Source organism: Rudaea cellulosilytica DSM 22992, assembly GCF_000378125.1.
Classification (GTDB): domain Bacteria; phylum Pseudomonadota; class Gammaproteobacteria; order Xanthomonadales; family Rhodanobacteraceae; genus Rudaea; species Rudaea cellulosilytica.
In genome coordinates, this window is sequence record NZ_KB899241.1 from 2,008,672 (window position 1) to 2,033,305 (window position 24,634).

The following is a 24,634-nucleotide window of genomic DNA, read 5'->3' on the forward strand; positions in this document are numbered from 1 at the left end:
TCGGGGCCCATTTCCGTGTCCGCGCTGCCGATGGACCTACGAGCCGAACACCTGCGCGAGATTGCGCGCAATGTCGTTGTAGAACGCCAGACTCATCAGGCTCATCAGCAAAGCGAGGCCGACATACTGGCCGGCGATCAGTGTACGTTCGCTGACCGGGCCACCTTTCACCCATTCGACCAGGGTGAACAGGATGTGGCCGCCGTCGAGAATCGGGATCGGTAACAGGTTGAGGATGCCGAGGCTCAGGCTGATGACCGCGAGGAACGACAAGAACCAGGCCACGCCCTGGTTGGCCGACGCGTTGGCGACCTGGGCGATCGAAATGACGCTGGACAGGTTCTTCACCGAGGCCTCGCCGACCACCATGCTCTTGATCATGCCGAGCATCGAGGCGGCTTGCTTCCAGGTCTCGGCGAACGCCGCGGGCACGGCGGCGAGCGGGCCGAAGTGCTCGAGCGCGTCCTTGGTTGCCGGGGCCGGGCCATAGCCGATGCCGATCTTGGTCTTCTCCTTGCCGTCGACGAGGCTTTTTTCTGCGACGACATGCAACGCAATGCGCTGGCCATCGCGCTCGACGAGAAATTCGAGGTCGGCAGACTTGGCCGTTTCATCGGCCAGTATCGAAGCAAAGCGTTCGGTATCGGCGGTCGCGATGCCGTTGACCTGCACGATGCGGTCGCCGGCGTGCATGCCGGCACGTTCGGCCGGCTGTCCCGCACTCACGCTGGCGACGATCGGCGGCGTAGGCTTGGCGTAGATGCCGATCGCGTCGACCGCGGCGCGGTTGTCTGGTGCGCCGGGCGGCAGTTTGCTCAGTGCCAGCACGGTGCTGCGTGCCTGGCCGTTCGCGTCGGTTACCTCGACGGCCGTGTCTCGGTGCAGCGCGGCCGCCTCGAAGATGGCCTGGATCGCATTGCTCATCGAGTCGATCTTCTCGCCGCCGACCGAGACGATGCGGTCGCCCGCGCTGAGGCCGGCTTCCGCGGCCAGGCCCTTGGGCGTGCCGATGACGGGCTGGTAGTCCGGCCGGCCGATCACGAACATCGCCCAGAATGCGACGAGGGTGAACAGGATGTTGAACACCGGCCCGGCCGCGGCGATGGCGATGCGCTGCCACGGCGGCTTCGAATGGAACTCGCCCGGTTCGCGCGCCGCGGCGATCGGGTCGTCGGCCTCGCGCTGGTCGAGGAACTTGACGTAGCCGCCGAGCGGAATCGCACCGATTGCCCACTCGGTGCCGTCCCGCCAGAACGAGGCGATCGGCTTGCCGAAGCCGATCGAGAAGCGCAGCACGCGCACGCCGCAGCGTCGCGCCACCCAGTAGTGGCCGAATTCGTGGAAGGTGACCAGCACGCCGAGGGTGACGGCGAGCCAGAAGATGGAACCGAAGAATTCTTGCATGGAGAAAATCGGAAATCGCGGTGGGGTTCGGAATGGAAAAATGCTTGCTTTCCTTCCCTAGGCGAGAAGGAGAAGAAATCAGCAAAAGCCTTGTCGCATCTTACGTTGCGCCGTCTGGCGTGCCGTTAAATCCACGTGAACGAGGTGTTCGACGTCGGCCACCGGTTCAGCCGATATTGCGTCGAGAGTGGCCTCGATCAACTCCGCGATGGCGAGGAACGGCAGGTTGCCCTCCAGGAACGCACCGACGGCGACCTCATTGGCCGCGTTGAGCACGGTCGGTGCCGTGCCGCCTGCGGCCAAGGCGCGGTAGGCGAGGTCGAGGCAGCGGAACGTGTCACGATCGGGCGCCTCGAACTGCAGCGCGCCGGATTTGACCAGGTCGAGCGGCGCCACGCCTGCGTCGATCCGCTCAGGCCACGCGAACGCGTGCGCGAGCGCGGTGCGCATATCCGGGTTGCCGAGCTGCGCGAGCACCGAGCCGTCGGCGTACTCGACCAGCGAATGCACGAGGCTTTGCGGATGCACGACCACCTCAATCTGCGCCGGCGCCGCGCCGAACAGCCAGTGCGCCTCGATCACCTCGAGGCCCTTGTTCATCAGCGTCGCCGAGTCGACCGAGATCTTGCGGCCCATGCTCCATTTCGGATGCGCGCAAGCCTGGTCGGGCGTGACCGCGGCGAGGTCTGCGCGCTTGCGCCCGCGGAACGGACCGCCCGAGGCCGTGAGCAGAATCCGGCGCACGCCGGCGGCGGCGAGATCGGGTCTGCCGCCCGGCAGGCGTTCGACATCAACCGCCCTCGGTTGATGGGGCAAACACTGAAAAATCGCGTTGTGCTCGGAATCGACCGGGATCAGCTCGCCGCCGCCCGCGCTTACCGCATCGAGCAGCAGCGGGCCGGCCATGACCACCGATTCCTTGTTGGCGAGCAGCAGGCGCTTGCCGGCACGTGCGGCGGCAAGCGTCGACTCAAGCCCGGCGGCGCCGACGATCGCGGCGACGACGCTGTCGCACAGCTCACCCGACACGGCATCGTTGAGCGCGCGCGCTCCGGCGGCGGCACGTGTCGCAAGCCCGGCTGCGGCGAGTTTGTCGCGCAGCGAGGTCTCGAGCGCGGCGTCGGCGATGACCGCGAGATCAGGTTTGAAGCGCAGGCACAGCGCGACGAGTTCGTCGACCTTGCGGTGCGCGGCGAGCACGCTTGCGCGAAACCGGTCCGGGTGGCGCGCGATCACGTCGAGCGCGCTCGCACCGATCGAGCCGGTGGCGCCGAGGATCGCGACGTTTCTCATAGTCCGAGCAGCGCTTTGCCCAAGGCAAAGAAGGGCAGCGCAGCAAATACGCCGTCGAGGCGGTCGCAGACGCCGCCGTGACCCGGGAACAGGTTGCCCGAATCCTTCACTCCGGCATGGCGCTTGATCAAGCTCTCGAACAGGTCACCGACGACCGAAAACGCGACGCTGATCAGGGCGACCACGACGAGCAACGCGAGGGTCACGCCGCGCACGTCGAGCAGCCAGCCGCCGATCGCGGCGACGATGCCGGAGCCGATCAGCGCGCCATACAGCCCTTCGCGAGTCTTGCCCGGACTGATCTGCGGTGCGAGCTTGACCTTGCCCCAGCGGCTGCCGGCGAAGTAGGCGAACGTGTCTGCCGACCAGACCAGCAGCATCGCGTAGAGCGCCCAGGTGTGCGGTATCGCCTGAGTCTGGTGGATGCGCATCAGGCCGGCGAATGCGGGTAGGATCGCGAGCGCGCCAGCGGCAAGTTTCACCGCGGTGTGCTCACGCGTCGGCGATGCGGCGTAAGAGAAATCGCGCAGCCAGAAGATCGCGCCTATCCAGGCGAGGCTGCCGAGGATGATGAACGACCACCACAGCATGACGTTCGAGGTGAAATACAACGCCAGCATCGCGCCGACGCCGAGCGCGACCGCGCCCGCGCGCCATGGCCGCGCTTGCATGCCGGAAAGACGCGTCCATTCCCACATGCCGATGCCGCAGATCGTCCCGATCACCGCAACGAACGCCGGTGTTGGTACGAACAGGAACAACGCGATCGCGAACGGCGTGATCAGCAGCGCGGTAATGACACGTTGTTTCATAGCAACCGTCCCTGATTGCGAAGATCACAAAGCGGCCATCCTTGGCCGGATTTGTCTCTGCAGTCGTCCCTGATTGCGAAAATCACGAAGCGGCCATCGTTGGCCGCACTTTTCAAATCAGATTGCAACTTCGCGATCATGTTCCGCCCCCGACCTGGGCGCTCGTTTTACCATATCGGCGCTCGCGTCCGGCGAAATCGGCGATCGCGGCATCGAGGTGGGCTGCGTCGAAGTCCGGCCAGAGCGTTTCGGAAAAGACAAGTTCGGCGTAGGCGAGCTGCCAGAGCAGGAAATTGCTCACGCGTTTCTCGCCGCCGGTGCGGATGAACAAGTCCAGCGGCGGCAGGTCCGCCAGCGAGAAATATCCAGCCAGACGCGCCTCGTCGATCTGCGTCGCATCGATTTCTCCGCGGACGGCAGCTTGCGCGGCTTGGCGCGCGGCTTGCGCGATGTCCCAGCGGCCGCCGTAGTTGACCGCGATGTTGAGCGCGAGCTTGGCGTTGCCGGCAGTCTTTTCCATCGCCGCGTACATGCGCTCGCGCAGCGCTGGCGCGAACGCGGCCAACTCGCCGACGAAGCGGATGCGTACGCCGTAGCCATGCAGTTCGTTGACCTCTCGGTCGAGCGCCTTGAGGAACAGTTCCATGAGCGCGCCGACCTCATCCTGCGGCCGTTTCCAGTTCTCCGAGGAGAACGCGAAAAGGGTCAGCGCCTCGATGCCGCGGCGCAGGCAGGCCTCGATGATCGCACGCACCGCCTTCTGCCCGGCACGGTGACCGAACGTGCGCGGCCGATGGCGCTGTTTGGCCCAGCGGCCGTTGCCGTCCATGACGATGGCGATATGGCGCGGGAGTTTATTTGTGGAGTTTTCCACTTTGTAGTGTCTTGCTCGTCATTCCGGCATGGATGCCGGGGTTCGTTGAACGCACGTCCGTGATGCGTGCAACGAACTCGCGCGCATCGTGCGCGCGACCTTTCGGGCATTTCCGTCATGCCCTCGTCGCGGCAAACGGGGACCCGGGGATCAAAAGCGGAAAAGAAAAAACGTGAGGTATTGCGTCTCTTCTTTGTTTTTTACATCGCCATCAATTCGTCTTCTTTCGATTTGACCACGCCGTCGACGTCCTTGACGAACTTGTCGGTGAGCTTCTGCATGTCGTCCTCGGCCTTGCGCTCTTCGTCCTCGGTGATCTTCTTGTCCTTGAGCAGTTCCTTGATCTGGTGCAGCGCGTCGCGGCGCACGTTGCGGATCGCGATCTTCGCGTTCTCGCCTTCGTGCGAAACGTGCTTGGACAATTCCTTGCGGCGCTCCTGGGTGAGCGGCGGGATGTTGATGCGGATCACCGTGCCGGCGGTGGTCGGGGTGAAGCCGAGGTTGGCGGCGATGATCGCCTTTTCGACGGCCTGCACCATGGGCTTCTCCCACGGCGTGATCGTCAGCGAGCGCGCGTCGGCGACGGCGATGTTGGCCACCTGGCCGATCGGCACGTCGGAACCGTAGTAGTTGACCTTGAGATGATCGACCAGCGCCGTGCTCGCGCGACCGGTGCGCAGGCGCGTCAACTCGTGCTTGAGCGCGTCCACGCTCTTGGCCATGCGCGTCTGCGCGTCGGTTTTGATGTTGTTGAGCATGGCGGGCTCCGTGGTGTTGGAAAGGCTGCGGAGTATATCAGCCCGCCCGCGGGTGATCTCGCGGCTCCGGCAGCGTCAGGCAACGGTGTCGGCCGTGGCTGCGAGGAGGACGGGCTGCGCCGAAGTCATTCGGATGGAAGCAGTCCCGGCAGCGTCTTGTGCACGTGATCGATTTCGTGGTCAAGCGAGATCAGGTCGTTGGTCGTCTCTGCAAGTTCTTCGCGCACACAGGCTTGCAGGCGTGCGCGCAAGCGGTGCACCGCGACCGCGAGGGTGCCACGTTTCATCTGCAGCGTCTCCGCGAGGCGCGCGTAGTCGTCTTCGCTGGGGCGTTCGATCAGGAATTCGCTGACGGCGTCGAACAGATCTTCTTTGCCCGCCGCGGCCGTCTCGGCGCGCAGTCGGCGAATGGCGGCGTGCAGAACGGCTTGCGCCCAGCTGCGCTCGAAAACCTGTTCGGGCGTGGTGGGCTGTTGCGTGTCGCCGAGCGGGTCGCCGGTATCGAGATCGTCGAGTGCGGCATGGCGGACGGCGCCGCCGCGTTTGAGCGCGCGTTGGCGGTCGCTTTCATCGTCGAGGAAATGCTTGAGCGCGGTCAGCAGGAAGGAGCGGAAGCGGCCGCGCGCAGGGTCGGCCTGTGCATGCACGGCGCGCTCGATGAAGCGGGTGAAGAAGCCCTGGGCGAGATCCTCGGCGACGTCTGACGCGTGGCCGCGGGCGCGAATGTAGGCGAGCACGGGTGGACGGTAGGTGCGGCATAGCGATTCCAGCGCCACGCGCGCCTCGGCTTGTTCGCCGCGCGAGCGCAGCACCACGCTCCAATGCGTCGTATCGAACCGGGCCATCGACACGTCTCCCCTAGTTGACGCGGCTACAGTCTGCCACAAACGCTTCACGATCAAGCGATCCGCTTACGCGCAATCGCGGTGCAGAGTAAAAGGCGGTCTCGGAAAAAAGTCGCCCCGCATCGGCGGGGCGAACTTCACACAAGATGGAATCGCGTGTGCGACTCATTTCGTCGATGCGAACGCCGTCAGGTGCTGCTCGTCGTAGGTGCGTGCAAACGAGTCGTAGCGGCGCGCGACCTTGTCGTACGAGGTGGCGTACTGAAGCGAGGTGGTCGCCGCACCGAACAGCATGCCTATTTCGCTCATCGTGAAATTGCGGCGGATTTCCTTGTGGAAGGCCGTGCATTCGACGGCCGAGTTCGGCGGCGTGCAGTCGAGCGTATAGCCGCTGCGCGGAGCTTTGGCGGACGAACGCTCCGAATGCACGACGACCGACGGAAGGGACGATTGCGGTTCCGCCTGGGCGATGCCGGCTGTTGCGGAAAGCGCGATTGCGATGTTGAGCAGAAGAGTTTTCATGATGTTTCCTCGATGTGATGGATGGACGAAAATACGTTCCGAAACACGGATGCGGTCCTTCCCTTGACCGCATCCGTTCCCTGACGCTTGGGCCTTCGCATCGTGCGCCGGCCGAAGTTTTTGCCTTCGACCATCATTGCGGGAATCGGCCGGCGCGATTACAGCCGGGTCGGCGAAGCGCGAAAAAAAGACGCGCACAGGCAAGCGCGCATGCCTTGCACATGCGCTGCGGGAACGACCATCGAGAGCGGATTACTTGCCGGTGTCGACCAGCGTGCCGACGGCTTCGCCGCGCATGATGCGCATGAGGTCGCCCTCGCGGCCCATGTCGTAGATACGCAGCGGCAGTTTGTTGTCGCGGCAAAGTGCGATCGCTGCGGTGTCCATCACCGCGAGCTTGCGTTCGATCACCTGGTCGTAGGTCAGACGATCGTAACGAGTCGCGGTGGCGTCCTTCTTCGGATCGGCGGTGTAGATACCGTCGACCTTGGTCGCCTTGAGTACGAGGCCGGCGCCGATCTCGATCGCGCGCAGCGCGGCGGCCGAATCGGTGGTGAAGAACGGGTTGCCGGTGCCGGCGGCGAAGATCGTGATGCGGCCCTTCTCGAGGTGGCGGATCGCGCGCCGGCGGATGAAGTCTTCGCAGACCTCGTTGATCTTGATCGCGCTCATCACGCGCGCTTCGCCGCCCGATCTCTCGATCGCGTCCTGCATCGCGAGCGCGTTGATCACGGTGGCGAGCATGCCCATGTGGTCGCCGGTGACGCGATCCATGCCGGCTGCAGCGAGGCCTTCACCGCGGAAGATGTTGCCGCCGCCGATGACCATGCCGACCTGCACGCCGGCGCGTTCCACCTCGATCGTCTCGCGCGCGAGGCGGTAGATCACCTTCGGATCGATGCCGTAGTCGGAATCGCCCATCAACGCTTCGCCAGAAAGTTTCAACAGGATGCGCTTGTATTTCGTCTCGGCGGGCATGGGCGGATCTCGTCGTGATTTGTGAAATTATATCGCGGTGCAGAAAAAATCGCCGGGAGCGATTTTTGACATCGCGTCAGCGATGGCCGCAGGGTGAGTGCCATGGATGGTAGTCACAAAAAATCGCCGGGAGCGATTTTTGGCATCCCGTCAGCTTTGGTGCGCAGGGTGGTGGCCATAAAAAAACCCGCAGTGGCCTGCGGGTTTTTCTTTTCTTCAACGCGAGGCGTTCAAACCTGCATCGCCTTCGCAACTTCAGCCGCGTAGTCCTCGACCACTTTCTCGATGCCTTCGCCGACGGCGAGGCGCTTGAAGCCGAGGATGTCGGCACCGGCGGCCTTGGCCGCGGCCTCGACGCTCTTGTCGGTGTCGAGCACGTAGGCCTGGCCGTAGAGCGTGTTTTCGTTGACGATCTTGGCGATCTTGCCGCCGATGATCTTCTCGAGGATCTCGGCCGGCTTGGCCTTGTCCTTCTCGCTCATCTTGGCCAGCTCGATTTCCTTTTCCTTGGCGACGAAGTCGGCCGGGACGTCGGCGGCCTTGTTGTACGGCGGGTTCATCGCGGCGACGTGCATCGCGACGCCACGCGCGAAGTCGGCGTCACCGCCCTTGACCTCGGCGAGCACGCCGATGCGGCCGCCGTGCAGATAGGCACCGACATTGTTCGCGCTGTCGATGCGTACGAGGCGACGCACCTGCACGTTCTCGCCGACCTTGGCGATCAGCGCGGCGCGGGCTTCCTCGACCGTCTCGCCCGTGGCGAGCTTGACGCTCTTGAGCGCCTCGGCGTCGGCGACACCCGAAGCAAGCGCGGCCTGCGCGACGGCGTCGGTGTAGGCGATGAAGTTCGCGTCCTTGGCGACGAAGTCGGTTTCCGAGTTGATTTCGACGAGCACGGCCTTGCCGCCGGCCTGCGCCATCGCGATGCGGCCTTCGGCGGCGACGCGGCTGGCCTTCTTGTCGGCTTTGGCCAGGCCCTGCTTGCGCAGCCACTCGGCCGCGGCGTCGATGTTGCCTTGGTTTTCGGTGAGCGCCTTCTTGCACTCCATCATGCCGGCGCCGGTGCGCTCGCGCAGTTCCTTGACCAGGCTTGCGGTGATTTCCATGGGTACCTCTTTGCGTGATTCAAAAGATGGACGCGCGATCATGCAGATCGCGCGTTACGCTGAGTTGAATGTTTCGTTGCCTTCGAAAGCGAAAGGCAACGCGACGGATCAGACCGCCGCGTCCTTGTCGGCCGCTTCGTTCTCGGCGACTTCGGCTTCGGCGCGAGCGAGGCCGGCAGCGTCGTTGTCGCCAGCCTTCTTCGCCGCCGGGGCGGGGCCGCGGCGTTGACCGGCCGGGGCCTTCTTCGGCGCCGGCTTGCGCGGGCCTGGCTTGCGGCGGTCGTCGCGGTCGTCAGCGCGCTTCTTCGTCACCGGATTGCCTTCGGCGTCGAGTTCGACGAACTCGTCCTTGGCCGCGGCAACGTAGGCCGGCGCAGCGGCCTTGCCTTCGAGCACCGCATCGGCAGCAGCGCGCGCGTACAGCTGCACGGCGCGGATCGCGTCGTCATTGCCCGGGATCGCGTAGTCGACCAGCGACGGGTCGTAGTTGGTATCGACCACGGCGATGACCGGAATGCCGAGCTTCTTCGCTTCCTTGATCGCGATGTCTTCGTGGCCGATGTCGATCACGAACAGCGCATCGGGCAGGGCGTTCATGTTCTTGATGCCGCCGAGCGATTTCTCGAGCTTTTCCTTCTCGCGAATCAGGCCGAGCACTTCGTGCTTGACCAGCTTCTCGAAACGGCCGTCGACGGACATCGCCTCGATCTCTTTCAGGCGACCGACCGACTGCTTGACCGTGCGGAAGTTGGTCAGCATGCCGCCGAGCCAGCGTTGGCTGATATAGGGCATGCCGCAACGCGCGGCTTCTTCCTTGAGCGTGTCGCGCGCCGAGCGCTTGGTGCCGACGAACAGCACGGTGCCGCGCTTCTGCGCGATCGCCGACAGGAAGTTCATCGCGTCGGTGAACAGCGGCAGGGTCTTTTCGAGGTTGATGATGTGGATCTTGCCGCGCGCGCCGAAGATGTACGGCGCCATGCGGGGGTTCCAGTAGCGGGTCTGATGACCGAAATGCACGCCGGCTTCGAGCATCTGGCGCATGGTGACTTGAGGCATTGTATACTCTCACTGCAATGGACATCCTCGCGCGTTGTCGTTGGCGCGATGAGTCCGGGGTTTAACCTCCACGTATCCAGCGTTGGCGACCTCGTTTCCCGAAGGGATCGAAGCACCCCGACAACGGTATCGATACGTGTGCGGATTTGGGCGGAATGCCCGGCGGACTTGGGAATTTGCTCCCGCGACCGCATTTCGAAAGCCGGCTTCTGTATTTGCAGCGGCCCGCGAAACTTTGAAATTATAGCCTGTGGACCCGCTTGGGGACAAGCAGCCCCGGGCCGGACCGAGAAAAGCATGCCCGTTACCATCAAAAATCCCGAACAGATCGAAAAAATGCGCGTCGCCGGCAAGCTTGCCGCCGAGGTGCTGGAAATGATCGTGCCGCACGTCAAACCGGGCATGACGACCGAGGATCTCGACAGGATTTGCCACGATTACATCGTCGATGTGCAAAAGGCGATCCCGGCCAACGTCGGCTACAAGGGCTTTCCGAAGACGATCTGCACCTCGGTCAACCATGTCATCTGCCACGGCATCCCGAGCCCGGGCAAGGTTTTGAAAGACGGCGACATCGTCAACATCGACGTCACCGTGATCAAGGACGGCTGGCACGGTGACACGAGCCGCATGTACTACGTCGGCAAGCCCGACGTGCGCGCGCAGCGCCTGTGCACGGTGACCTACGAGGCGATGATGCTCGGCATCGGCCAGGTCCGGCCCGGCGCGACGCTCGGCGACATCGGCCATGCGATCCAGAAGCACGTCGAAGCGGCCGGGTTCTCGGTCGTGCGCGAATACTGTGGCCATGGCATCGGCCAGATTTACCACGAGGACCCACAGGTGCTGCACTATGGCCATCGTGGCCAGGGCTTGCGCCTGGAGAAGGGCATGACCTTCACGGTCGAGCCGATGGTCAACGCGGGCAAGCGCGATACGCGCCTGCTGCCCGACGGCTGGACCGTGGTCACGCGCGACCATTCGCTGTCCGCGCAGTGGGAGCACACGGTCACCGTGACCGACGACGGCGTCGAGATCCTGACGCCCTGGCCGCGCGCGGCCTAGGCCGGATCATGTCCGAAGCGGCGGCAAACTTCGATTTTCGTTTGAGCTTGCCGCGTCTGCCCAAGAGCGTGCCGCGCTCGGGCGTGTCCGAGCAGGCGCGGCTTGCGCTGCGGCAATTGCTCGGCGATACCGATCGGCGTTTCGCCGAGGCGTTCGCCGCGATCGATCGCGATCGCTACGATGCGGCTACGTCCGAGCTGATCCGCGCGCGCTCGCGCGCGGTCGAGCGCATCGTCGCCCATGTCTGGATCGCCTGCGTCGGCGAGAGCGAGATGCTCGCGCTATTCGCTGCCGGCGGATTCGGGCGCGAGGAGATGTTCCCGTACTCCGACGTCGACCTGCTCGTGTTGAGCGTGCCGAAACCGGAGCCGGCGGCCCTGCGCGCGGTCGAATCGTTCTTCACCTGCCTGTGGGACATCGGCTTGAAGCCCGGCCACGCCGTGCGCACGCTGGCCGAATGCCGCGAGCTGGCCGGCACGGACGCGGTGATCTATACGAGCCTGCTCGACGCGCGATTGCTGCTCGGCTCGACCTCGCTCGCCGACGAATTCGCGCGCCTGATGCACGACGAAACCCTGTGGCCGCCGGCGCAATATTTCGCGGCCAAGCGCGCCGAGGAGGAACAGCGCCGGGCCAAGTTCAACGACACCGCCTACAACCTCGAGCCGAATCTGAAGGACGGCCCAGGCGGCCTGCGCGCACTGCAGCTGATCCTGTGGTTCGGCAAGCGCCTGTTCGATGCGCCGACGCTGGAGGCGCTGGTCGCGCGCGGCATGTTGTCCGCGGATGAAGCCGCTGCGGTCGAGGCTGCGCGCGCGCGCCTGCAGCACATCCGCTATGCGCTGCATCTTGCCGCGGGACGCCCCGAAGAACGTCTGCTGTTCGACTACCAGCGCCTGCTAGCCGAGCGCCTGGGCTATACCGACGAGCATGCGCGCAACCTCGGCGTCGAGCAGTTCATGCAAAGCTTCTTTCGCGCCGCGATCGTGGTCGCACGGCTCAACGAGCAGTTCCTGCAGCGCTGCGAGGAGGCGCTCGATGCGGACTCCGCATCGGCCGTGCCGCAGCGGCTCAGCATCGACTTCGTCAGTCTCGGCGGGCGCCTCGACTGTGATCCGCCCGACCTGTTGCTACGCCGTCCTGCCGCGCTGATCGACCTGTTCCGTGTCTGGGTCGAGCATCCCGAGATCAAGGGCCTGCGCGCCGATCTCGTCAGCCGCATCAACGAGGCACTGACCAAGATCGGCCGCGATCTCGCTTTCGACGACGGAGTCAATGCCGCGTTCGCGCGCCTGTTGCGCAAGGGCGCGCCGGCAGTCGATGCGCTGATCCGCCTGAACCGCTATGGCGTGCTCGCACAGTACCTGCCTGCGTTCGGCAAGGTCGTCGGGCGCATGCAGTACGACTTGTTCCATGTCTACACGGTAGACGAGCACACGATGCGCGTGCTGCGCAACGTCGCGCGCTTCGCCGACGCGGACAAGAGCCGCGAATTCGCGCTCGCGCACCAGTTGTTCGAGCGCCTGGCCAAGCCGGAACTCCTGATTCTCGCCGCCCTGTTCCATGACATCGCCAAGGGTCGTGGCGGCGATCATTCCGAACTCGGCGAGAAGGATGCGCGCGAGTTCGGTGCTGCGCTCGGCCTGTCCGCGGCCGACATCGACCTCGTCGCCTGGCTCGTGCGCTGGCATCTGCACATGAGCGTGACCGCGCAGCGCCAGGACATCAACGATCCCGACGTCGTCCATCGTTTCGCCGCCACGGTGGAAGATTCCGAGCGGCTCGATTATCTGTACCTGCTGACCTGTGCCGACATCGCCGGCACCAGCGCGAAGCTGTGGAACTCGTGGAAGGACAAGCTGCTCGCCGATCTTTACACGAGCGCACGCTATGCGCTGCGTGGCGGCCTCGAGCGGCCGCCGCACGTGCCCGAGCGCGTGCGCGAGGCGCAGGCGCAGGCGTACGAGGCGCTGGCCGAACTCGGCCTGTCGGCGCAGTCGATCGGACGCATCTGGTCGGACTTCCCCGAGGAAACCTTCCTGCGCTTCAAGCCGAGCCTGATCGCGTGGCAGACCGCGGGCATCGCCAACGCGAGCGACGCGAAAGCGCCACTCGTGCTCGTCGACCCGCAGGGGCCGCGCGGCGGCAGCGAAGTCTTCGTCTACGCGGCGGATCGCGACGGCCTGTTCGCCGCGGTGACCGCCGTGTTCGAACGCATGCGCCTGTCCGTACTCGACGCGCGCATCGTCACCTCGAAGAGCGGCATGGGCATGGACAATTTCCTCGTCCTCGACGCGAATTCGCGCACGCTCGACTCGGGCACCGTGCAGCGCCTGCGTTCGACGCTCGAGGAAACGCTGCGCCAGGATCCGTATCCGGTTTCGGTCGGCGCGCAGCGGCCGTTGAGCCGACTGCGCCACTTCCACATCCCCACGCGCATCGAATTCCGCGACGACGCGCAGAGCGCGCGCACCCAGCTCGCCCTGGTTTGCTCGGATCGTCCCGGCCTGCTAGCCGCGGTGGCGCAGGTGTTCCGTGCGCGCAAGCTGCGCGTGCACGACGCGCGCATCGCCACGTTCGGCGAGCGTGTCGAGGATTTCTTTCAGCTCACCGACGAATACAATCGCATGCTCGATGCCGACGCGTGCAAGGTGCTGCGCGAGGCGCTCATCGAACGCCTCGCCGCGCCGAGCGTCACGAACACCCAGACCGTGGAGACCTATGTTATCTCTTGAAGACACCATCGACTCGGCGTGGGAGCGCCGTACCGATCTGCAACCTACCGAAATCGAATCCGCACTGCGTCCTGCGATCAAGCGCGCGCTCGACCTGCTCGAGAGCGGCGAACTGCGCGTCGCCGAGCCCGACGGGCAGGGCGGCTGGAAGGTCAACCAGTGGTTGAAGAAGGCCGTGCTGCTGTCGTTCCGCATCCACGGCAACAAGGTGATGGATGCCGCGCCGGCGCCGTACTACGACAAGGTCCCGCTGCGCTTCGAAGGCTACGATGAGGAAAAATTCCGTGCGCTCGGCGCGCGTGCCGTGCCCGGCAGCGTCGTACGCCGCGGCGCGCATATCGCCAAGGACGTCGTACTCATGCCGAGCTTCGTCAACATCGGCGCCTACGTCGGTGCAGGCACGATGGTCGACACCTGGGCCACGGTCGGCTCGTGCGCACAGATCGGCAAGCACGTGCACCTGTCCGGCGGCGTCGGCATCGGCGGCGTGCTCGAGCCGCTGCAGGCCGGGCCGACGATTATCGAGGATGATTGTTTCATCGGTGCGCGCTCGGAGGTTGTCGAAGGCTGCGTCGTCGAGCGGGGTTCGGTGATAGGCATGGGCGTGTTCATCGGCCAGTCCACGCGTATCTACAACCGCGCCACCGGCGAGGTCAGCTATGGCCGCGTTCCCGCCGGTAGCGTCGTCGTCGCCGGCTCGTTGCCGGCGAAAGACGGCAGCCACAGCCTCTACGCCGCGGTGATCGTCAAGCAGGTGGACGAGAAGACGCGCAGCAAGACGTCCATCAACGAGCTGTTGCGCAGCGGCGACTGATCGCACTCCTCCGTTCGTGTCAGCCATCGGTCTCAACCACTACAACATTCGCGCGCCAAGCCCGTTGCTGGAGGAGTTACGCGACTTCTACTGCGCGATGGTGGGCCTGCGCGTCGGCGCACGCCCGGCTTTCCCCAGTCGCGGATATTGGCTCTATGCGGACGATCAGGATGTGCTGCATTTAACCCAGGCTGGCGCGGGTGAAATACGCGAGGTCGGCAGCGTGCCGACATTCGATCACGTTGCGTTCACGTGCGAGAATTTCGAAGCGATGCGCGCCGCATTGACGGCTGCCGGGATCGCGTATGAAATCGAAGATGTACCGCTGACCGGCCAGCGCCAGATATTCTTCCGCGATCCCACGGGCAATGGCATTGAACTCAATTTCGGATCGAAGGCATGAGTACCAAAGTATACGGATTGGAAAAATGCAGCACCTGCCAGAAGGCGCGCAAGTGGCTCGACAAACACGAGATTGCGTACGAATTCATCGACTATCGCGAGCATCGCGTCGACGCACCGGCACTGAAGGACTGGGCAAAGCAGGTCAGCGGTTGGGACAAGCTCGTCAACCGCAGCGGCATGACCTGGCGCAACCTGCCGCCGAACCGCAAGTCGCCCGAGTCCGATCCGGAGTGGTTGCTGCTGATCAAGGAATATCCCGCACTTGTTCGACGTCCCGTCGTCGTGCGCGGTGGCGAGGTGAGCCTGGGCTTCACCGAGAAGCTGTTCAGACAGATTTTCGACGCATGAGCGACATCCTAGACCTCACGATCGATCTGATCCGCCGTCCCTCGGTCACGCCGGAAGATCGCGGTTGCCAGCAACTCCTCGCCGATCGCCTCGCGCGGGCGGGCTTCACGATCGAGTGCCTGCGCTATGGCGAGGTCGACAATCTTTGGGCGACGCATGGCTCCGACGGACCGGTGCTCGTATTCCTCGGCCATACCGACGTCGTGCCGCCGGGGCCGCTCGACAAGTGGACGAGTCCGCCGTTCGAGCCAACGATCCGCGATGGACGTCTATACGGCCGCGGTGCGGCCGACATGAAGAGCGGCGTGGCGGCGATGACGCTCGCACTGGAATCGTTCGTGCGCGATCACCCGACGCACAAGGGCACGATCGCGCTGCTTATCACCGGCGACGAGGAAGGGCCGACCAATCTCGATGGCGTGCGCCGCGTCGTTGAGGAATTCCGCCGCCGCGGCCAGCGTATCGACTGGTGCGTGGTCGGCGAGCCTTCATCCGCGCAGACATTCGGCGACGTGATGCGCGTCGGCCGGCGCGGCTCGCTGTCGGCGCGACTCGTCGTGCGCGGCGTGCAGGGTCATGTTGCCTATCCGGACAAGGTGAAGAATCCGATCCATCTCGCCGCGCCGGCACTGGCTGAACTCGCGGCGACGAAATGGGACGAGGGCAACGAGGAATTCCCGCCGACCTCGATGCAGATCTCGAATATCCGCGCCGGCACCGGCGCGCTCAACGTCGTGCCGGGCGCGCTCGAAGTCGATTTCAATTTCCGCTTCTGCACCGAGAGCAGCTCGGACTCGCTGCGCGAACGCGTGGATGCGATCCTGCGCCGGCACGGCCTCGATTTCGAAATCGCCTGGGACCTGTCGGGCGAGCCGTTCCTCACGCGCGAAGGCGCATTGCGCGCGGCGGCGAGCGCAGCTGTGCGCGAGATCTGCGGCGTTACGCCGGAAGCGAATACGGGCGGCGGCACCTCGGACGGGCGCTTCATCGCGCCGCTCGGCGCCGAAGTCGTCGAACTCGGGCCGCTCAACGCCTCGATCCACAAGATCGACGAGCACGTCGCGCTCGACGAACTGGAGAAGCTGCCAGCGCTCTTTTTGCGCATCGGCGAGAAGTTGCTGGCTTGACGGCCGAGGAAGAGTGCAAAGTCGTCGCAGAGACTGTCGGCTGATGCGCGTCTAGTCAGGCCGCCGCTGCAGTCGATTGAGGCGCGGGTGCGGCAATGGTGTGTTCGCCGGCAGGCGACCAGCGCGAACCAGGCAGCGTCCACATCGGCGGCAGCCGCGCGAAGGGCGGCCGCCGATGCACGGCCAACGCCGCGCCGAGGCGGTCGTCCACGCCGAGTTTGTCGAACACCAGGCGCAGGTGACTCTTCACCGTGTCGAGGCGCACGCCGAGCAGTTGCGCGATGGCGTCGTTCGACTTGCCGTCCGCGAGCAGGCGCGCCACGTCGCGCTGACGCGGCGTAAGATCGGGGCACTGGTGGATCAGTTTCTCGGCCGGCGGCAGTGATTGCGCGGTGCGCTCCAGCGCTTGGCGGTAGACGATCGCAAGATGGCGGCGCAGTTCCTGCATGCGATCGCGCTCGGCGTCGGAGAACGCCGGCTTGCCGACCGTGCGATGCGCCGAGATCGATAGTGCGTAGCCGTGCTGCATGATCACGGCCTTCATCTGCCGGTGCGCGTTCGACGGCAGGAACACCTCGCGCGCGATCGGCAGCGCCATGAATTCCTCGTCGCTGAAGAAATCCGATTCGCGCAGCGCGCGTTCGCCGAAGAAGGCCGGGTCGCTGCCCCAGAACGGATGGCTGCCGGCGTGCTTCGCATACGCGGCGACGCCCTGCGCGCGGCGCTGCGGATCGGGATCGACCTGCGAATACTCGACGCGGAACTCGCCACTGGCGAGATGAAATTCGCCGAAGCCCGCCACGTCGCATCCGCCCGCGTCGCTTGCGACCGCCAGTTCGAGGCAGGCGAATACTTCGCGCGGCAGCGAGTGCAAATCCGGCTCGGCTGCATACAACTCGACCAAGCGCTGCTGGAAGCGCGCTTGCATGTCGGATTCGGAAAACTTCACGTTCATCGCTGTCGATCTGTGCGTAGTTGTTGGACGCCCATTTTACCGTGTCGCGTCGGCGCAATTCCGTTTCCAAGCGTGATGGCGATCACCCATGTTCTGTCCCTCGCCGGTGCGCCTCACTCCAAAGTGTGATTGTGCCCGGCCCGACGTCGACCGCAACATCGCGGATCAATCGCCTTGTTCGTCGCGCCGCTCACAGCGGGGGAATGTCATGCGTTTCGTGCTTCGTTTTTTTGCCGCGCTCGCGGCGCTTGCCGTGGCCGCGCCGGCGTTCGCCGATTACGTGATCGCACCGTATGGCGGCGACATCACTGGCGCGCGCTTGTCGGCGCGGCTTGCCCAGGGCGACGTCACACTGACGGCCGCGTCGGGTGATCTTGTCGTGCTCGACACGGTGAACTGGAGTGCGCACACGCTGACGCTGTCCGCGCCCGCCGGCAGCGTCAACGTGGGTGCGGTGATGACGGCCTCGGGTTCGGCCGGTCTGTCGCTTGAAACCGCCGCGTCCGCTGCCGACGGCGGCGTGGCCATGGCGCTGACGGCCGGCGGCTTCACCGGGCGCGTGGATTTCACCGGAACCGGGCAAAGCTACCGCGTCAACGGCACGGCCTACACGCTGATCCATACCCTTGCCGAACTGGAAGCGATCCGTCCCCCCTCCAACGGCACCATCACGGGCGCCTACGCGCTGGCGGCGGATGTGGACTGGAGCGGCGCGACCAGCCAGACGCCGCTTGGTTTCCTTGGCGGCAGCGGTCGGTTCGACGGCCTCGGCCATCAGTTGCTCGATCTCGTCATTGCCGGTAGCGTCGACGACACCGGACTGTTTTCCTACAACTCGGGCGGCGTGATCCGAAACGTCGGCGTGCGCGGCGGCAGCGTGTCGGGCGGTGGGTGGGTCGGCACGTTGGTCGGCGACAACTTCGGCGTCATCGCCCACGTCTATTCCACGGCCGCCGTCTCGGGCACTCTGTTCGTCGGCGGTCTGGTGGGCTTCCACAACGGCAGCGGCAGCCTGATCGCCGATGCCTGGGCCAGCGGCAACGTGACCGGCACGGGTGCGGTCGGCGGCCTCGTGGGTACCACCCAATCTGGCGGTGCCGTCAACAACGTCTGGGCGAGCGGCAACGTAACGGGGCAGGACAGCATCGGTGGGCTGGTGGGAGTCACCCAGACCAATGCCACCGCCAGCGAGACCTTGCGCAACGCCTATGCCACCGGCAACGTGACGGGCAGCATCCAGGTTGGTGGCCTCGTGGGCCACAACATGAGCCCCGTCGAGCACGTCTTTGCCACCGGCAGCGTTTCGGCCAGCAGCAACAGCTATGTCGGCGGTCTGGTGGGTCTCAACGATGCCGGCCCTGGCGGCAGCGTCAGCGACGGCTGGTTCGCCAGCGACACGGCCGGCGCGCACCCGGACAATGGCGTCGGCACGGCGATTTCGCTGGCGAATCTGGTTTCGGCGTTGCCGGGCAGTTTCGACGCGGCCGTGTGGGACAACCAGAACGGCAAAACCACGCCGTACCTCAAATCCCTGCCCGGCGCGGTGTACGTGCAGGCGGAAAGCGCCAGCGCTGCCAGCGCGCTGCTCTACACGCCCGTGACCACGCTCGACCAGTTGCAGGCGATCAACGACAACCTCGCCGGCAACTTCGCGCTGTTCAACGACATCGACGCCACGGCCACGAGCGGCTGGAACGGCGGCGAGGGCTTCGTGCCGATCGGCGATTGCAGTGGCGGCTTCAACGGCCGCTTCGACGGACTCGGGCATGTGGTCGTCGATCCGACGATCAACCCCGGCAGCAGCGGTCTGTGCGCGGGCCTGTTCGGCGCCATTGGCATCGGCAGCGTGGTGCGCAATGTGGGCGTGGACGGCGGTTCGGTCTCGGGCTACTACGCGGTCGGCGGGTTGGTGGGTTACAGCGACGACGGCAGCATCAGCAATGCCTTCGCCACCGCCAATGTTTCCGGCACCAACTACGGCGGCGGTCTGGTGGGTTTCAGCACGGGCAGCATCGACTATGCCTATGCCACCGGCAGCGTGACGGTCGCGAACGATGGCGCCGGCGGTCTGCTGGGCGGCACGTTGGGCGGCAGCCTCGCCCATGCCTGGGCCAGCGGCCGGGTGTCCGGGGCGGGCAGCAAGGTCGGCGGCCTGCTGGGCGATAGCGGAGATCAAAGCACTGTCAGCAACAGCTACTGGGACAGTTTCAGCACCGGCCAGAACAGTGCGACGGGTGCCGGCGGCATCGGTACCGTGGCCAATGTCAGCGCCGTCACCAGCGACCCGGCGCAAAGCGGCGCGGCCAATTACGCCTTCAAGCAAAGCGCTTACGCCAACTTCGGCGCTTGGACTTGCCTGTACGTTTGCACGACCAGCGACAACGCCTGGGTAGTGTTCGACGGCTACACGCGCCCGTTCCTGCAAATCGAATACGCGACCACGATCGACACCACGCACCAGTTGCAGTTGATGAACCTGGTGCTCGGCGCGAGCTATGTGCTCGGCGGCCCCTACACCTTGTTCGGCAACCTCGACGCGAGCGAAACCGGCCGCAACGACGGCACGGCGGCGAACAGCAACGGCATGTGGGCGCAGACGGGGTTCTTCACGATAGGCAGCGACGGCAACGACTTCAGCGGAAGTCTCGACGGGCAATATCACTTCATCGCCAACCTCACTATCAACCAACCCGACGGCGGCCGCATCGGCCTGTTCGGCAAGGCCACGGGAATGGTTCTGCAAAACCTGGCGCTGCGCAATGTCTCCGTCACCGGCGGCATGTGGGTCGGTGCGCTGGTGGGCTATTCGCTCGATGGCAGCATCAGCGATGTCTACGTCAGCGGCAGCGTGTCGGGTGGCAACACCGTTGGCGGGCTGGTCGGGCGAAGCAGTAGCAGCATCAGCAACGCCTACGTGACGGGCAGCGTGACGGCGAGCGACAGCTATGTCGGCGGCTTGGTGGGCACCAACTATGGCGCGATCAGCAACACCTACGCCATCGCCAGCCTCTCGGGCATCAATGCCGGCGCCCTGGTGAGCGCCAACGCCGATCAGCACGGCGGCAGCATCGCGCACAGCTTCTGGAATACCGATGTGAGCTTCCAGGGCATCGTCACCTCCGATTCGCTGGCGGGGCTCACGGGAGGAGCCGCCGCTGACGCAAAGGGCCTTTCGTCGGTGCAATGGCTCTCGCAAGGTCCGATCGCGACCGGCTTGTGGGACACGTCTGCGACGTGGGTGGCGGGCTATCCGTATCCGGTGCTGAAAGGCTTTCCCTACGTGCTGGTGACGGCCAGCGGCGTGACGGCGATCTACGGCTCGCCGACGCCGACCGTCGCCGCGTACACCAGCCTTGACCGGTATGGAACGAGCGTGGCATTGGGTGGCACGCTGGCGTGGTTCGACGATCCGCAGCGCGCCGCCGGCACGGCCGTCAACATCGGCGGCAAGGGCGCGAGCGTGCCGTTTCCCTACCAGTTGACCTACATCGCGGCGCCGCAGCCCACGGTGAGCCCGATTGACCAGACGCTGACTTTCGGCGCGCAGGCAGCGCAGACGTATTCGGCGGGCGGCACGTTCGCGATCAATCCGCTGGCGACGACGGACGGCGATTCGCCGATCGTGTATTCGTCCACAACGCCTGCGGTGTGCACGCTCAGCGCCACGACGGTGACGATCGTGAGCCGCGGCACCTGCACGATTGCGGCGAACACGGGCGCCAGCCCGAGCGGCAACTACGCCGTAGCGGCCGAGGTGACGCAGAACGTCGCGATCGGTTTGGCGGCGCAGACAATCACGTTCCCGCCGCAGGCGGCGCAGACCTACGTCAGCGGCGGCACGTTCGCGATCAATCCGCCGGCGACGACGGACGGTGATTCGCCGATCGTCTATTCGTCGAAGACGACGCCAGTGTGCACGGTAAGCGCTACGACGGTGACGATCGTCAGCGCGGGCACCTGCACGCTTGCGGCGAACACCGGGGCCAGTGCGAGCGGCAACTATGCGGCGGCGAAGGAAGCGACGCAGAACGTCGCGATCGGCCTCGCGGCGCAGACGATCACGTTCCCGGATCCGGGAACGCAAACGCTGACGAACGGCACGTTCACAATCACTGCCGACACCGACTCTGGCCTGCAAGCCGCGTTCTCGACGAGCACCGGCAGCGTGTGCAGCATCAGCAGCACGAGCTTCGCCGCGCCGACCGCGACGGCGACGGTCACGATGCGGGCAGCAGGCATCTGCACCCTCACTGCAAGCCAGGCGGGCGATGTCGGTCACGCGGTCGCGACACCGGTGACGCGCAACGTGACGATCGCGAAGAAATCGACGACGCTGACCTTGAGCGGGCCGGCTTCGGCGCAGCCTGGCCAACAGCTGCAGATCGTGGCGACCGTGGCCGGCGATCCGCCGAGCGGCACCGTGTTGTTCTGCGACGGCGCATTGAGCGGCGGCACGTGTACGGGCACGCTGCTGTGCGCGCCGGCGGTGACGCTGGTGGCGGGCACGACGAATTCCACGGCGACCTGTTCGACGACGCTTGCCACGCCGGGCACCCATTCGATCGCCGCGTACTATGCTGGCGATGCCGCGTTCCAGCCGGTCGTGACGACGATGCCGCTGCTGGTCGTCGTGACCGCGGCGCCGCCCGCAACGACAGCCGTGCCGGCGCCGGCGTCGAACCTGTGGTCGCTGCTGCTGATCGGGGTGCTGATGGCCGGGATCGGCATCGCTTCGACCGGCCGCGAAAGCGCGTGCTGAGCGGTCTCTTGTTCGGCACGGGCGGAGCAAATCCGCCCGTGCCTGTGTGGTCTCAGCCGAAGTGGCAAATGTAGTGGTAGCCCTCGTTCGTGCGGATCTCGAACTTCGAGTTCGCCGGCACGCTGAATTTCTCGCCAGCGGCGGATTTGATCCACTCTTCGCTGCCGTTGAGGCGGTATTCGCACGAGCCCGCGACGCCTTCCATGACTTCGGGCGCACCGGTGTTGAAAGTCAGCGTCGACGGCAGGATCACGCCGATCGTCTTGCGGCTGCCGTCGGCGAAATGCAGCGTGTGCGACACGCACTTGCCGTCGGCGAACAGGTTGGCCTTCGTGGCGACGCTGGCGGGGTTCAGGGTTTCAGTAGTCATGCCGCGTATTATCCTTTTGGCAAAAATGCAAGTTTATACTTTGTGGCGTCGGGCAGGAACGGAGTCGGCTTACCCTGAGCCCAATCCTCGTGGCCAACGCCATAGAACGGCGACAGCGGATTACCGCTCTGTCCGCCCGGCATGTGGAAATAGCCGCTCTCTTCGTGTCCCGGCTGTACGCCGAAGCGCTCGCTCGCACCGAACGTTGCGCCTTGCACGCGCGGCATGTTGCTATCGCCCGGCAGCGTCTCTGAAGGCATGTCGATCAGCTTGCCGAGCAGCGGCACCGCTGCGCTGAGCGGGTGGGCGATATTCGTCTTTGTCACCTCGCCCCAATTGCGCGCGGCGAGTCCACCCGGCTGCGCGTCTAGCTTGGCGGCGACGCGCTGCGCGCACTGACGCAGCAGGTCGTCCCAGTCGGCGTAGCCCGGTGGCAGCAGATAAAGTGGGCGGCCCTGCAGGATCGCTTCGACTTGATGTTCGCTCTGGAACTGCGCCGGAAATTTGAAATCGGGGACCTTTGCTCGCACCGCCGCGGCGAAGCCGCCGAGCACTGTGTCGAGCACTTCGAGGCGGAAGGCACGCGCGAGCCGGTAGCCGACGGAATTCGGATCCGCGTGGCCGTTCCAGTCATCGGTATACTTTTTCATGCCGACGAGATCGGCTGACTCTGCGTTCGCCAGCACGCTGCGCAGCCGCTCGTGCCATGGCTGCAGGAACAAGGCGCGATCGTCGAGCTGGACTGCGAGGAAATCGGCCGGCGCGAACTGCTGTTTCGCCTGCAAGTCGTCGCGAATCTGCTGCTGGCGCGCGCCGAGGTCGAAGCCGCCGTCGCCGACGCGCGTGTATGCGGGCGAGTCGAAATCGAGCGTGCGCGAATTCGCCGTCCAGATGCGTGCTGCGGGCGGGTTGATCACGTGCGGATAGTCGGCCCGATCGAGCCAGCCGTCCCAGCCGTTGCCGGCCCGGCTCCAGTCGCAGGGCAGTTGCGGATCGCAGTCGCCGACACGGTGCGGAATGCGCCCGGCGATCGTCCAGCCGACGTTGCCGGCGGCATCGCCGACGGTGAAGTTCTGTGCCGGCATGCCGGCGCGGTTGGCGACTGCCATCGCCTCGTCGACCGAGGCGACGGAGTCGAGATTGAGCAGTTCGATGTTGCTGCCGCCGGGTTGCAATGCTGTCCACGCCAATGCGAGCGGCGTGCCGTCGGCGTCGTCGGCGAGAATCGGGCCCCATTGCGTGTCGCGCACTTCGAGCTTCTCGTCGGCGCCGTTGTGTACTTTGATGATTTCTGTACTTTTCGCGATCGCCTGCCAGCCCTCAGCGGTGCGATAGCGGTTCTTGTCGCCCGGATCAAGATTCACGCGCACCCAGTCGAGCCAGTCGCCGTAGCTGTTGGTGAAACCCCAGGCGACATGGCGGTTGCTGCCGGCCACGAGCGAGGGCAGGCCGGGCAGGGTGACGCCGATCAGGTCGATGCTCTCGCCCGCATGGTGCGGATTCGGATACTGCAGCCGAGCGCGAAACCAGATGTTCGGCACACGCAGGCCGAGATGCATGTCGTTCGCGACCATCGCCGCACCGGTTTGAGTCAGCGATCCGCCGACGGCGAAATTGTTGCTGCCGAGCACGTCGACCGGCGCAGAGATGGCATCGGCCAATTTGATCAGCTTGGCGTCGGCTTTGCGCAAGTCGATGTCGACTTCGGGCGGCAGCGTCGGCAGCGGCATCGCCGCGCCGGACAGCGGTGCGTCCCACGGGCCGCTGGTCGTGCGCAGGAACTTGACCACGCTCTCGGGCAGCGCGGCCTTCATCTTCGCGTAGGCGAGTTCGCGCGCGTTGCTCGAGTCATTGAGGTCGAAGAACATCGCATCGAGCACGAGGATGGAGTCGGCTTCGGTCCACGGCTTGGGCTGGGTGCCGAGCAGCCAGTATTCCCACGGCCTTGATGCGAGCGCGGCGAGGCCGTCGTTGACGCCGTCGCGATACGCGGCGACATCGGCGTGCTGCTCGGGCGGCAGCGCGGCGAGCGACGCTTCGGCGCGCGCGCGCATGCGGAACACGCGACGCTGCTTGTCCAGCTTCAGTGTCGCCGCGCCGACCAGTTCGGACAGCTCGCCCGCGGCAGCGCGGCGCATCAGGTCCATCGCGAAATAGCGCTCCTGTGCGTGCACATAGCCGAGCGCATACGAAACGCTGGTCCGGTCCGGCCCCTTGATCGTCGCGACACCTGCGGCATCACGCTCGACCGTGACGGCGAAGCGTGCCGCAGCGATCTCGCCTTCGAGCCGCGGCAGACTGGCACGGACGAGGAGGTATGCGCCGATTGCGACGGCGGCCAGAACGACGATCAAGGCGAGGAACAGGCGGCGCAGGATTCGCAGAAGCATGGGCTTGGGCGCAACAGG

At 65.4% G+C, this 24,634-nt stretch carries 20 protein-coding genes; 7 read left to right on the plus strand and 13 right to left on the minus strand.

Annotated elements, in window-relative coordinates; genetic code table 11:
• Positions 1–36: 36 nt before the first annotated feature.
• The 10 genes from rseP to rpsB form a co-directional block, all read right to left on the minus strand.
• Positions 37–1,404: an RIP metalloprotease RseP gene (rseP, locus tag F455_RS0108840; RefSeq protein WP_018972925.1), complete on the minus strand. Its 1,368-nt coding sequence runs from the start codon at positions 1,402–1,404 to the stop codon at positions 37–39.
• Between the two features lie 78 nt (positions 1,405–1,482).
• Positions 1,483–2,697: a 1-deoxy-D-xylulose-5-phosphate reductoisomerase gene (locus F455_RS0108845; protein WP_018972926.1), complete on the minus strand. Its 1,215-nt coding sequence runs from the start codon at positions 2,695–2,697 to the stop codon at positions 1,483–1,485.
• Complete coding sequence (locus tag F455_RS0108850; protein ID WP_018972927.1) at positions 2,694–3,509, minus strand: phosphatidate cytidylyltransferase; 816 nt, start codon at positions 3,507–3,509, stop codon at positions 2,694–2,696. The genes F455_RS0108845 and F455_RS0108850 overlap by 4 nt, the downstream gene beginning before the upstream one ends.
• Positions 3,510–3,645: 136 nt before the next feature.
• Positions 3,646–4,383, minus strand: coding sequence for a polyprenyl diphosphate synthase (gene uppS, locus F455_RS0108855; RefSeq protein ID WP_033408963.1), 738 nt, complete (start codon positions 4,381–4,383; stop codon positions 3,646–3,648).
• A 200-nt stretch (positions 4,384–4,583) separates the two neighbouring features.
• On the minus strand, positions 4,584–5,141 hold the full coding sequence (frr, locus tag F455_RS0108860) for a ribosome recycling factor (RefSeq protein ID WP_018972929.1): 558 nt from the start codon (positions 5,139–5,141) through the stop codon (positions 4,584–4,586).
• A gap of 125 nt (positions 5,142–5,266) precedes the next feature.
• Entirely contained in the window at positions 5,267–5,986 is a 720-nt protein-coding gene (locus F455_RS20295) for an RNA polymerase sigma factor (RefSeq protein ID WP_157578555.1), read from the minus strand.
• A 165-nt stretch (positions 5,987–6,151) separates the two neighbouring features.
• Positions 6,152–6,508: a hypothetical protein gene (locus F455_RS0108870; protein ID WP_018972931.1), complete on the minus strand. Its 357-nt coding sequence runs from the start codon at positions 6,506–6,508 to the stop codon at positions 6,152–6,154.
• Between the two features lie 252 nt (positions 6,509–6,760).
• Positions 6,761–7,486 (minus strand): UMP kinase, encoded by a 726-nt coding sequence (pyrH, locus tag F455_RS0108875; protein WP_018972932.1) that lies wholly within the window; start codon positions 7,484–7,486, stop codon positions 6,761–6,763.
• Positions 7,487–7,716: 230 nt separating this feature from the next.
• On the minus strand, positions 7,717–8,592 hold the full coding sequence (gene tsf, locus F455_RS0108880; RefSeq protein ID WP_018972933.1) for a translation elongation factor Ts: 876 nt from the start codon (positions 8,590–8,592) through the stop codon (positions 7,717–7,719).
• Positions 8,593–8,700: 108 nt separating this feature from the next.
• A complete protein-coding gene (rpsB, locus tag F455_RS20300) occupies positions 8,701–9,648 on the minus strand; it encodes a 30S ribosomal protein S2 (RefSeq protein ID WP_018972934.1) in 948 nt (315 codons plus the stop codon).
• A 297-nt stretch (positions 9,649–9,945) separates the two neighbouring features.
• Between rpsB and map the strand changes: the two genes are divergently transcribed.
• Genes map through dapE form a run of 6 tightly spaced genes read left to right on the plus strand, consistent with a single transcriptional unit; the run spans position 9,946 to position 16,142 of the window.
• Positions 9,946–10,713, plus strand: coding sequence for a type I methionyl aminopeptidase (gene map, locus F455_RS0108890; protein WP_018972935.1), 768 nt, complete (start codon positions 9,946–9,948; stop codon positions 10,711–10,713).
• An 8-nt stretch (positions 10,714–10,721) separates the two neighbouring features.
• Complete coding sequence (glnD, locus tag F455_RS0108895) at positions 10,722–13,448, plus strand: [protein-PII] uridylyltransferase (protein WP_018972936.1); 2,727 nt, start codon at positions 10,722–10,724, stop codon at positions 13,446–13,448.
• Positions 13,435–14,262, plus strand: a complete 828-nt coding sequence (gene dapD, locus F455_RS0108900; protein ID WP_018972937.1) for a 2,3,4,5-tetrahydropyridine-2,6-dicarboxylate N-succinyltransferase — start codon at positions 13,435–13,437, stop codon at positions 14,260–14,262. Before glnD ends, dapD begins: the two co-directional genes overlap by 14 nt.
• 16 nt (positions 14,263–14,278) lie before the next feature.
• Positions 14,279–14,665 carry a VOC family protein gene (locus tag F455_RS0108905; RefSeq protein ID WP_026293217.1) on the plus strand — a complete coding sequence of 129 codons (387 nt, stop codon included), beginning with the start codon at positions 14,279–14,281 and terminating at the stop codon, positions 14,663–14,665.
• Complete coding sequence (locus F455_RS0108910) at positions 14,662–15,015, plus strand: Spx/MgsR family RNA polymerase-binding regulatory protein (RefSeq protein ID WP_018972939.1); 354 nt, start codon at positions 14,662–14,664, stop codon at positions 15,013–15,015. The genes F455_RS0108905 and F455_RS0108910 overlap by 4 nt, the downstream gene beginning before the upstream one ends.
• Positions 15,012–16,142, plus strand: a complete 1,131-nt coding sequence (gene dapE / locus F455_RS0108915) for a succinyl-diaminopimelate desuccinylase (protein ID WP_018972940.1) — start codon at positions 15,012–15,014, stop codon at positions 16,140–16,142. The genes F455_RS0108910 and dapE overlap by 4 nt, the downstream gene beginning before the upstream one ends.
• 55 nt (positions 16,143–16,197) lie before the next feature.
• On the opposite strand, the gene F455_RS0108920 is transcribed toward dapE, so the two are convergent.
• Positions 16,198–17,097, minus strand: a complete 900-nt coding sequence (locus F455_RS0108920; RefSeq protein ID WP_018972941.1) for a helix-turn-helix transcriptional regulator — start codon at positions 17,095–17,097, stop codon at positions 16,198–16,200.
• A 208-nt stretch (positions 17,098–17,305) separates the two neighbouring features.
• On the opposite strand from F455_RS0108920, the gene F455_RS0108925 reads away from it, so the two are divergent.
• Positions 17,306–21,856: a beta strand repeat-containing protein gene (locus F455_RS0108925; RefSeq protein WP_018972942.1), complete on the plus strand. Its 4,551-nt coding sequence runs from the start codon at positions 17,306–17,308 to the stop codon at positions 21,854–21,856.
• 52 nt (positions 21,857–21,908) lie between these two features.
• On the opposite strand, the gene ppnP is transcribed toward F455_RS0108925, so the two are convergent.
• Together ppnP and F455_RS0108935 are read right to left on the minus strand one after the other, a co-directional pair.
• Positions 21,909–22,226, minus strand: a complete 318-nt coding sequence (gene ppnP, locus F455_RS0108930; RefSeq protein ID WP_018972943.1) for a pyrimidine/purine nucleoside phosphorylase — start codon at positions 22,224–22,226, stop codon at positions 21,909–21,911.
• Positions 22,227–22,234: 8 nt separating this feature from the next.
• Positions 22,235–24,616 carry a penicillin acylase family protein gene (locus tag F455_RS0108935; RefSeq protein WP_018972944.1) on the minus strand — a complete coding sequence of 794 codons (2,382 nt, stop codon included), beginning with the start codon at positions 24,614–24,616 and terminating at the stop codon, positions 22,235–22,237.
• Positions 24,617–24,634 lie beyond the last annotated feature (18 nt).

Excerpts from the sequence above, each read along its gene's own strand:
- rseP (WP_018972925.1), bottom strand. The coding sequence starts at position 1,404 with ATGCAAGAATTCTTCGGTTCCATCTTCTGGCTCGCCGTCACCCTCGGC.
- F455_RS0108845 (WP_018972926.1), bottom strand. The coding sequence starts at position 2,697 with ATGAGAAACGTCGCGATCCTCGGCGCCACCGGCTCGATCGGTGCGAGC.
- F455_RS0108850 (WP_018972927.1), bottom strand. The coding sequence starts at position 3,509 with ATGAAACAACGTGTCATTACCGCGCTGCTGATCACGCCGTTCGCGATC.
- frr (WP_018972929.1), bottom strand. The coding sequence starts at position 5,141 with ATGCTCAACAACATCAAAACCGACGCGCAGACGCGCATGGCCAAGAGC.
- F455_RS20295 (WP_157578555.1), bottom strand. The coding sequence starts at position 5,986 with ATGGCCCGGTTCGATACGACGCATTGGAGCGTGGTGCTGCGCTCGCGC.
- F455_RS0108870 (WP_018972931.1), bottom strand. The coding sequence starts at position 6,508 with ATGAAAACTCTTCTGCTCAACATCGCAATCGCGCTTTCCGCAACAGCC.
- pyrH (WP_018972932.1), bottom strand. The coding sequence starts at position 7,486 with ATGCCCGCCGAGACGAAATACAAGCGCATCCTGTTGAAACTTTCTGGC.
- tsf (WP_018972933.1), bottom strand. The coding sequence starts at position 8,592 with ATGGAAATCACCGCAAGCCTGGTCAAGGAACTGCGCGAGCGCACCGGC.
- rpsB (WP_018972934.1), bottom strand. The coding sequence starts at position 9,648 with ATGCCTCAAGTCACCATGCGCCAGATGCTCGAAGCCGGCGTGCATTTC.
- map (WP_018972935.1), top strand. The coding sequence starts at position 9,946 with ATGCCCGTTACCATCAAAAATCCCGAACAGATCGAAAAAATGCGCGTC.
- glnD (WP_018972936.1), top strand. The coding sequence starts at position 10,722 with ATGTCCGAAGCGGCGGCAAACTTCGATTTTCGTTTGAGCTTGCCGCGT.
- dapD (WP_018972937.1), top strand. The coding sequence starts at position 13,435 with ATGTTATCTCTTGAAGACACCATCGACTCGGCGTGGGAGCGCCGTACC.
- F455_RS0108910 (WP_018972939.1), top strand. The coding sequence starts at position 14,662 with ATGAGTACCAAAGTATACGGATTGGAAAAATGCAGCACCTGCCAGAAG.
- dapE (WP_018972940.1), top strand. The coding sequence starts at position 15,012 with ATGAGCGACATCCTAGACCTCACGATCGATCTGATCCGCCGTCCCTCG.
- F455_RS0108920 (WP_018972941.1), bottom strand. The coding sequence starts at position 17,097 with ATGAACGTGAAGTTTTCCGAATCCGACATGCAAGCGCGCTTCCAGCAG.
- F455_RS0108925 (WP_018972942.1), top strand. The coding sequence starts at position 17,306 with ATGCGTTTCGTGCTTCGTTTTTTTGCCGCGCTCGCGGCGCTTGCCGTG.
- ppnP (WP_018972943.1), bottom strand. The coding sequence starts at position 22,226 with ATGACTACTGAAACCCTGAACCCCGCCAGCGTCGCCACGAAGGCCAAC.
- F455_RS0108935 (WP_018972944.1), bottom strand. The coding sequence starts at position 24,616 with ATGCTTCTGCGAATCCTGCGCCGCCTGTTCCTCGCCTTGATCGTCGTT.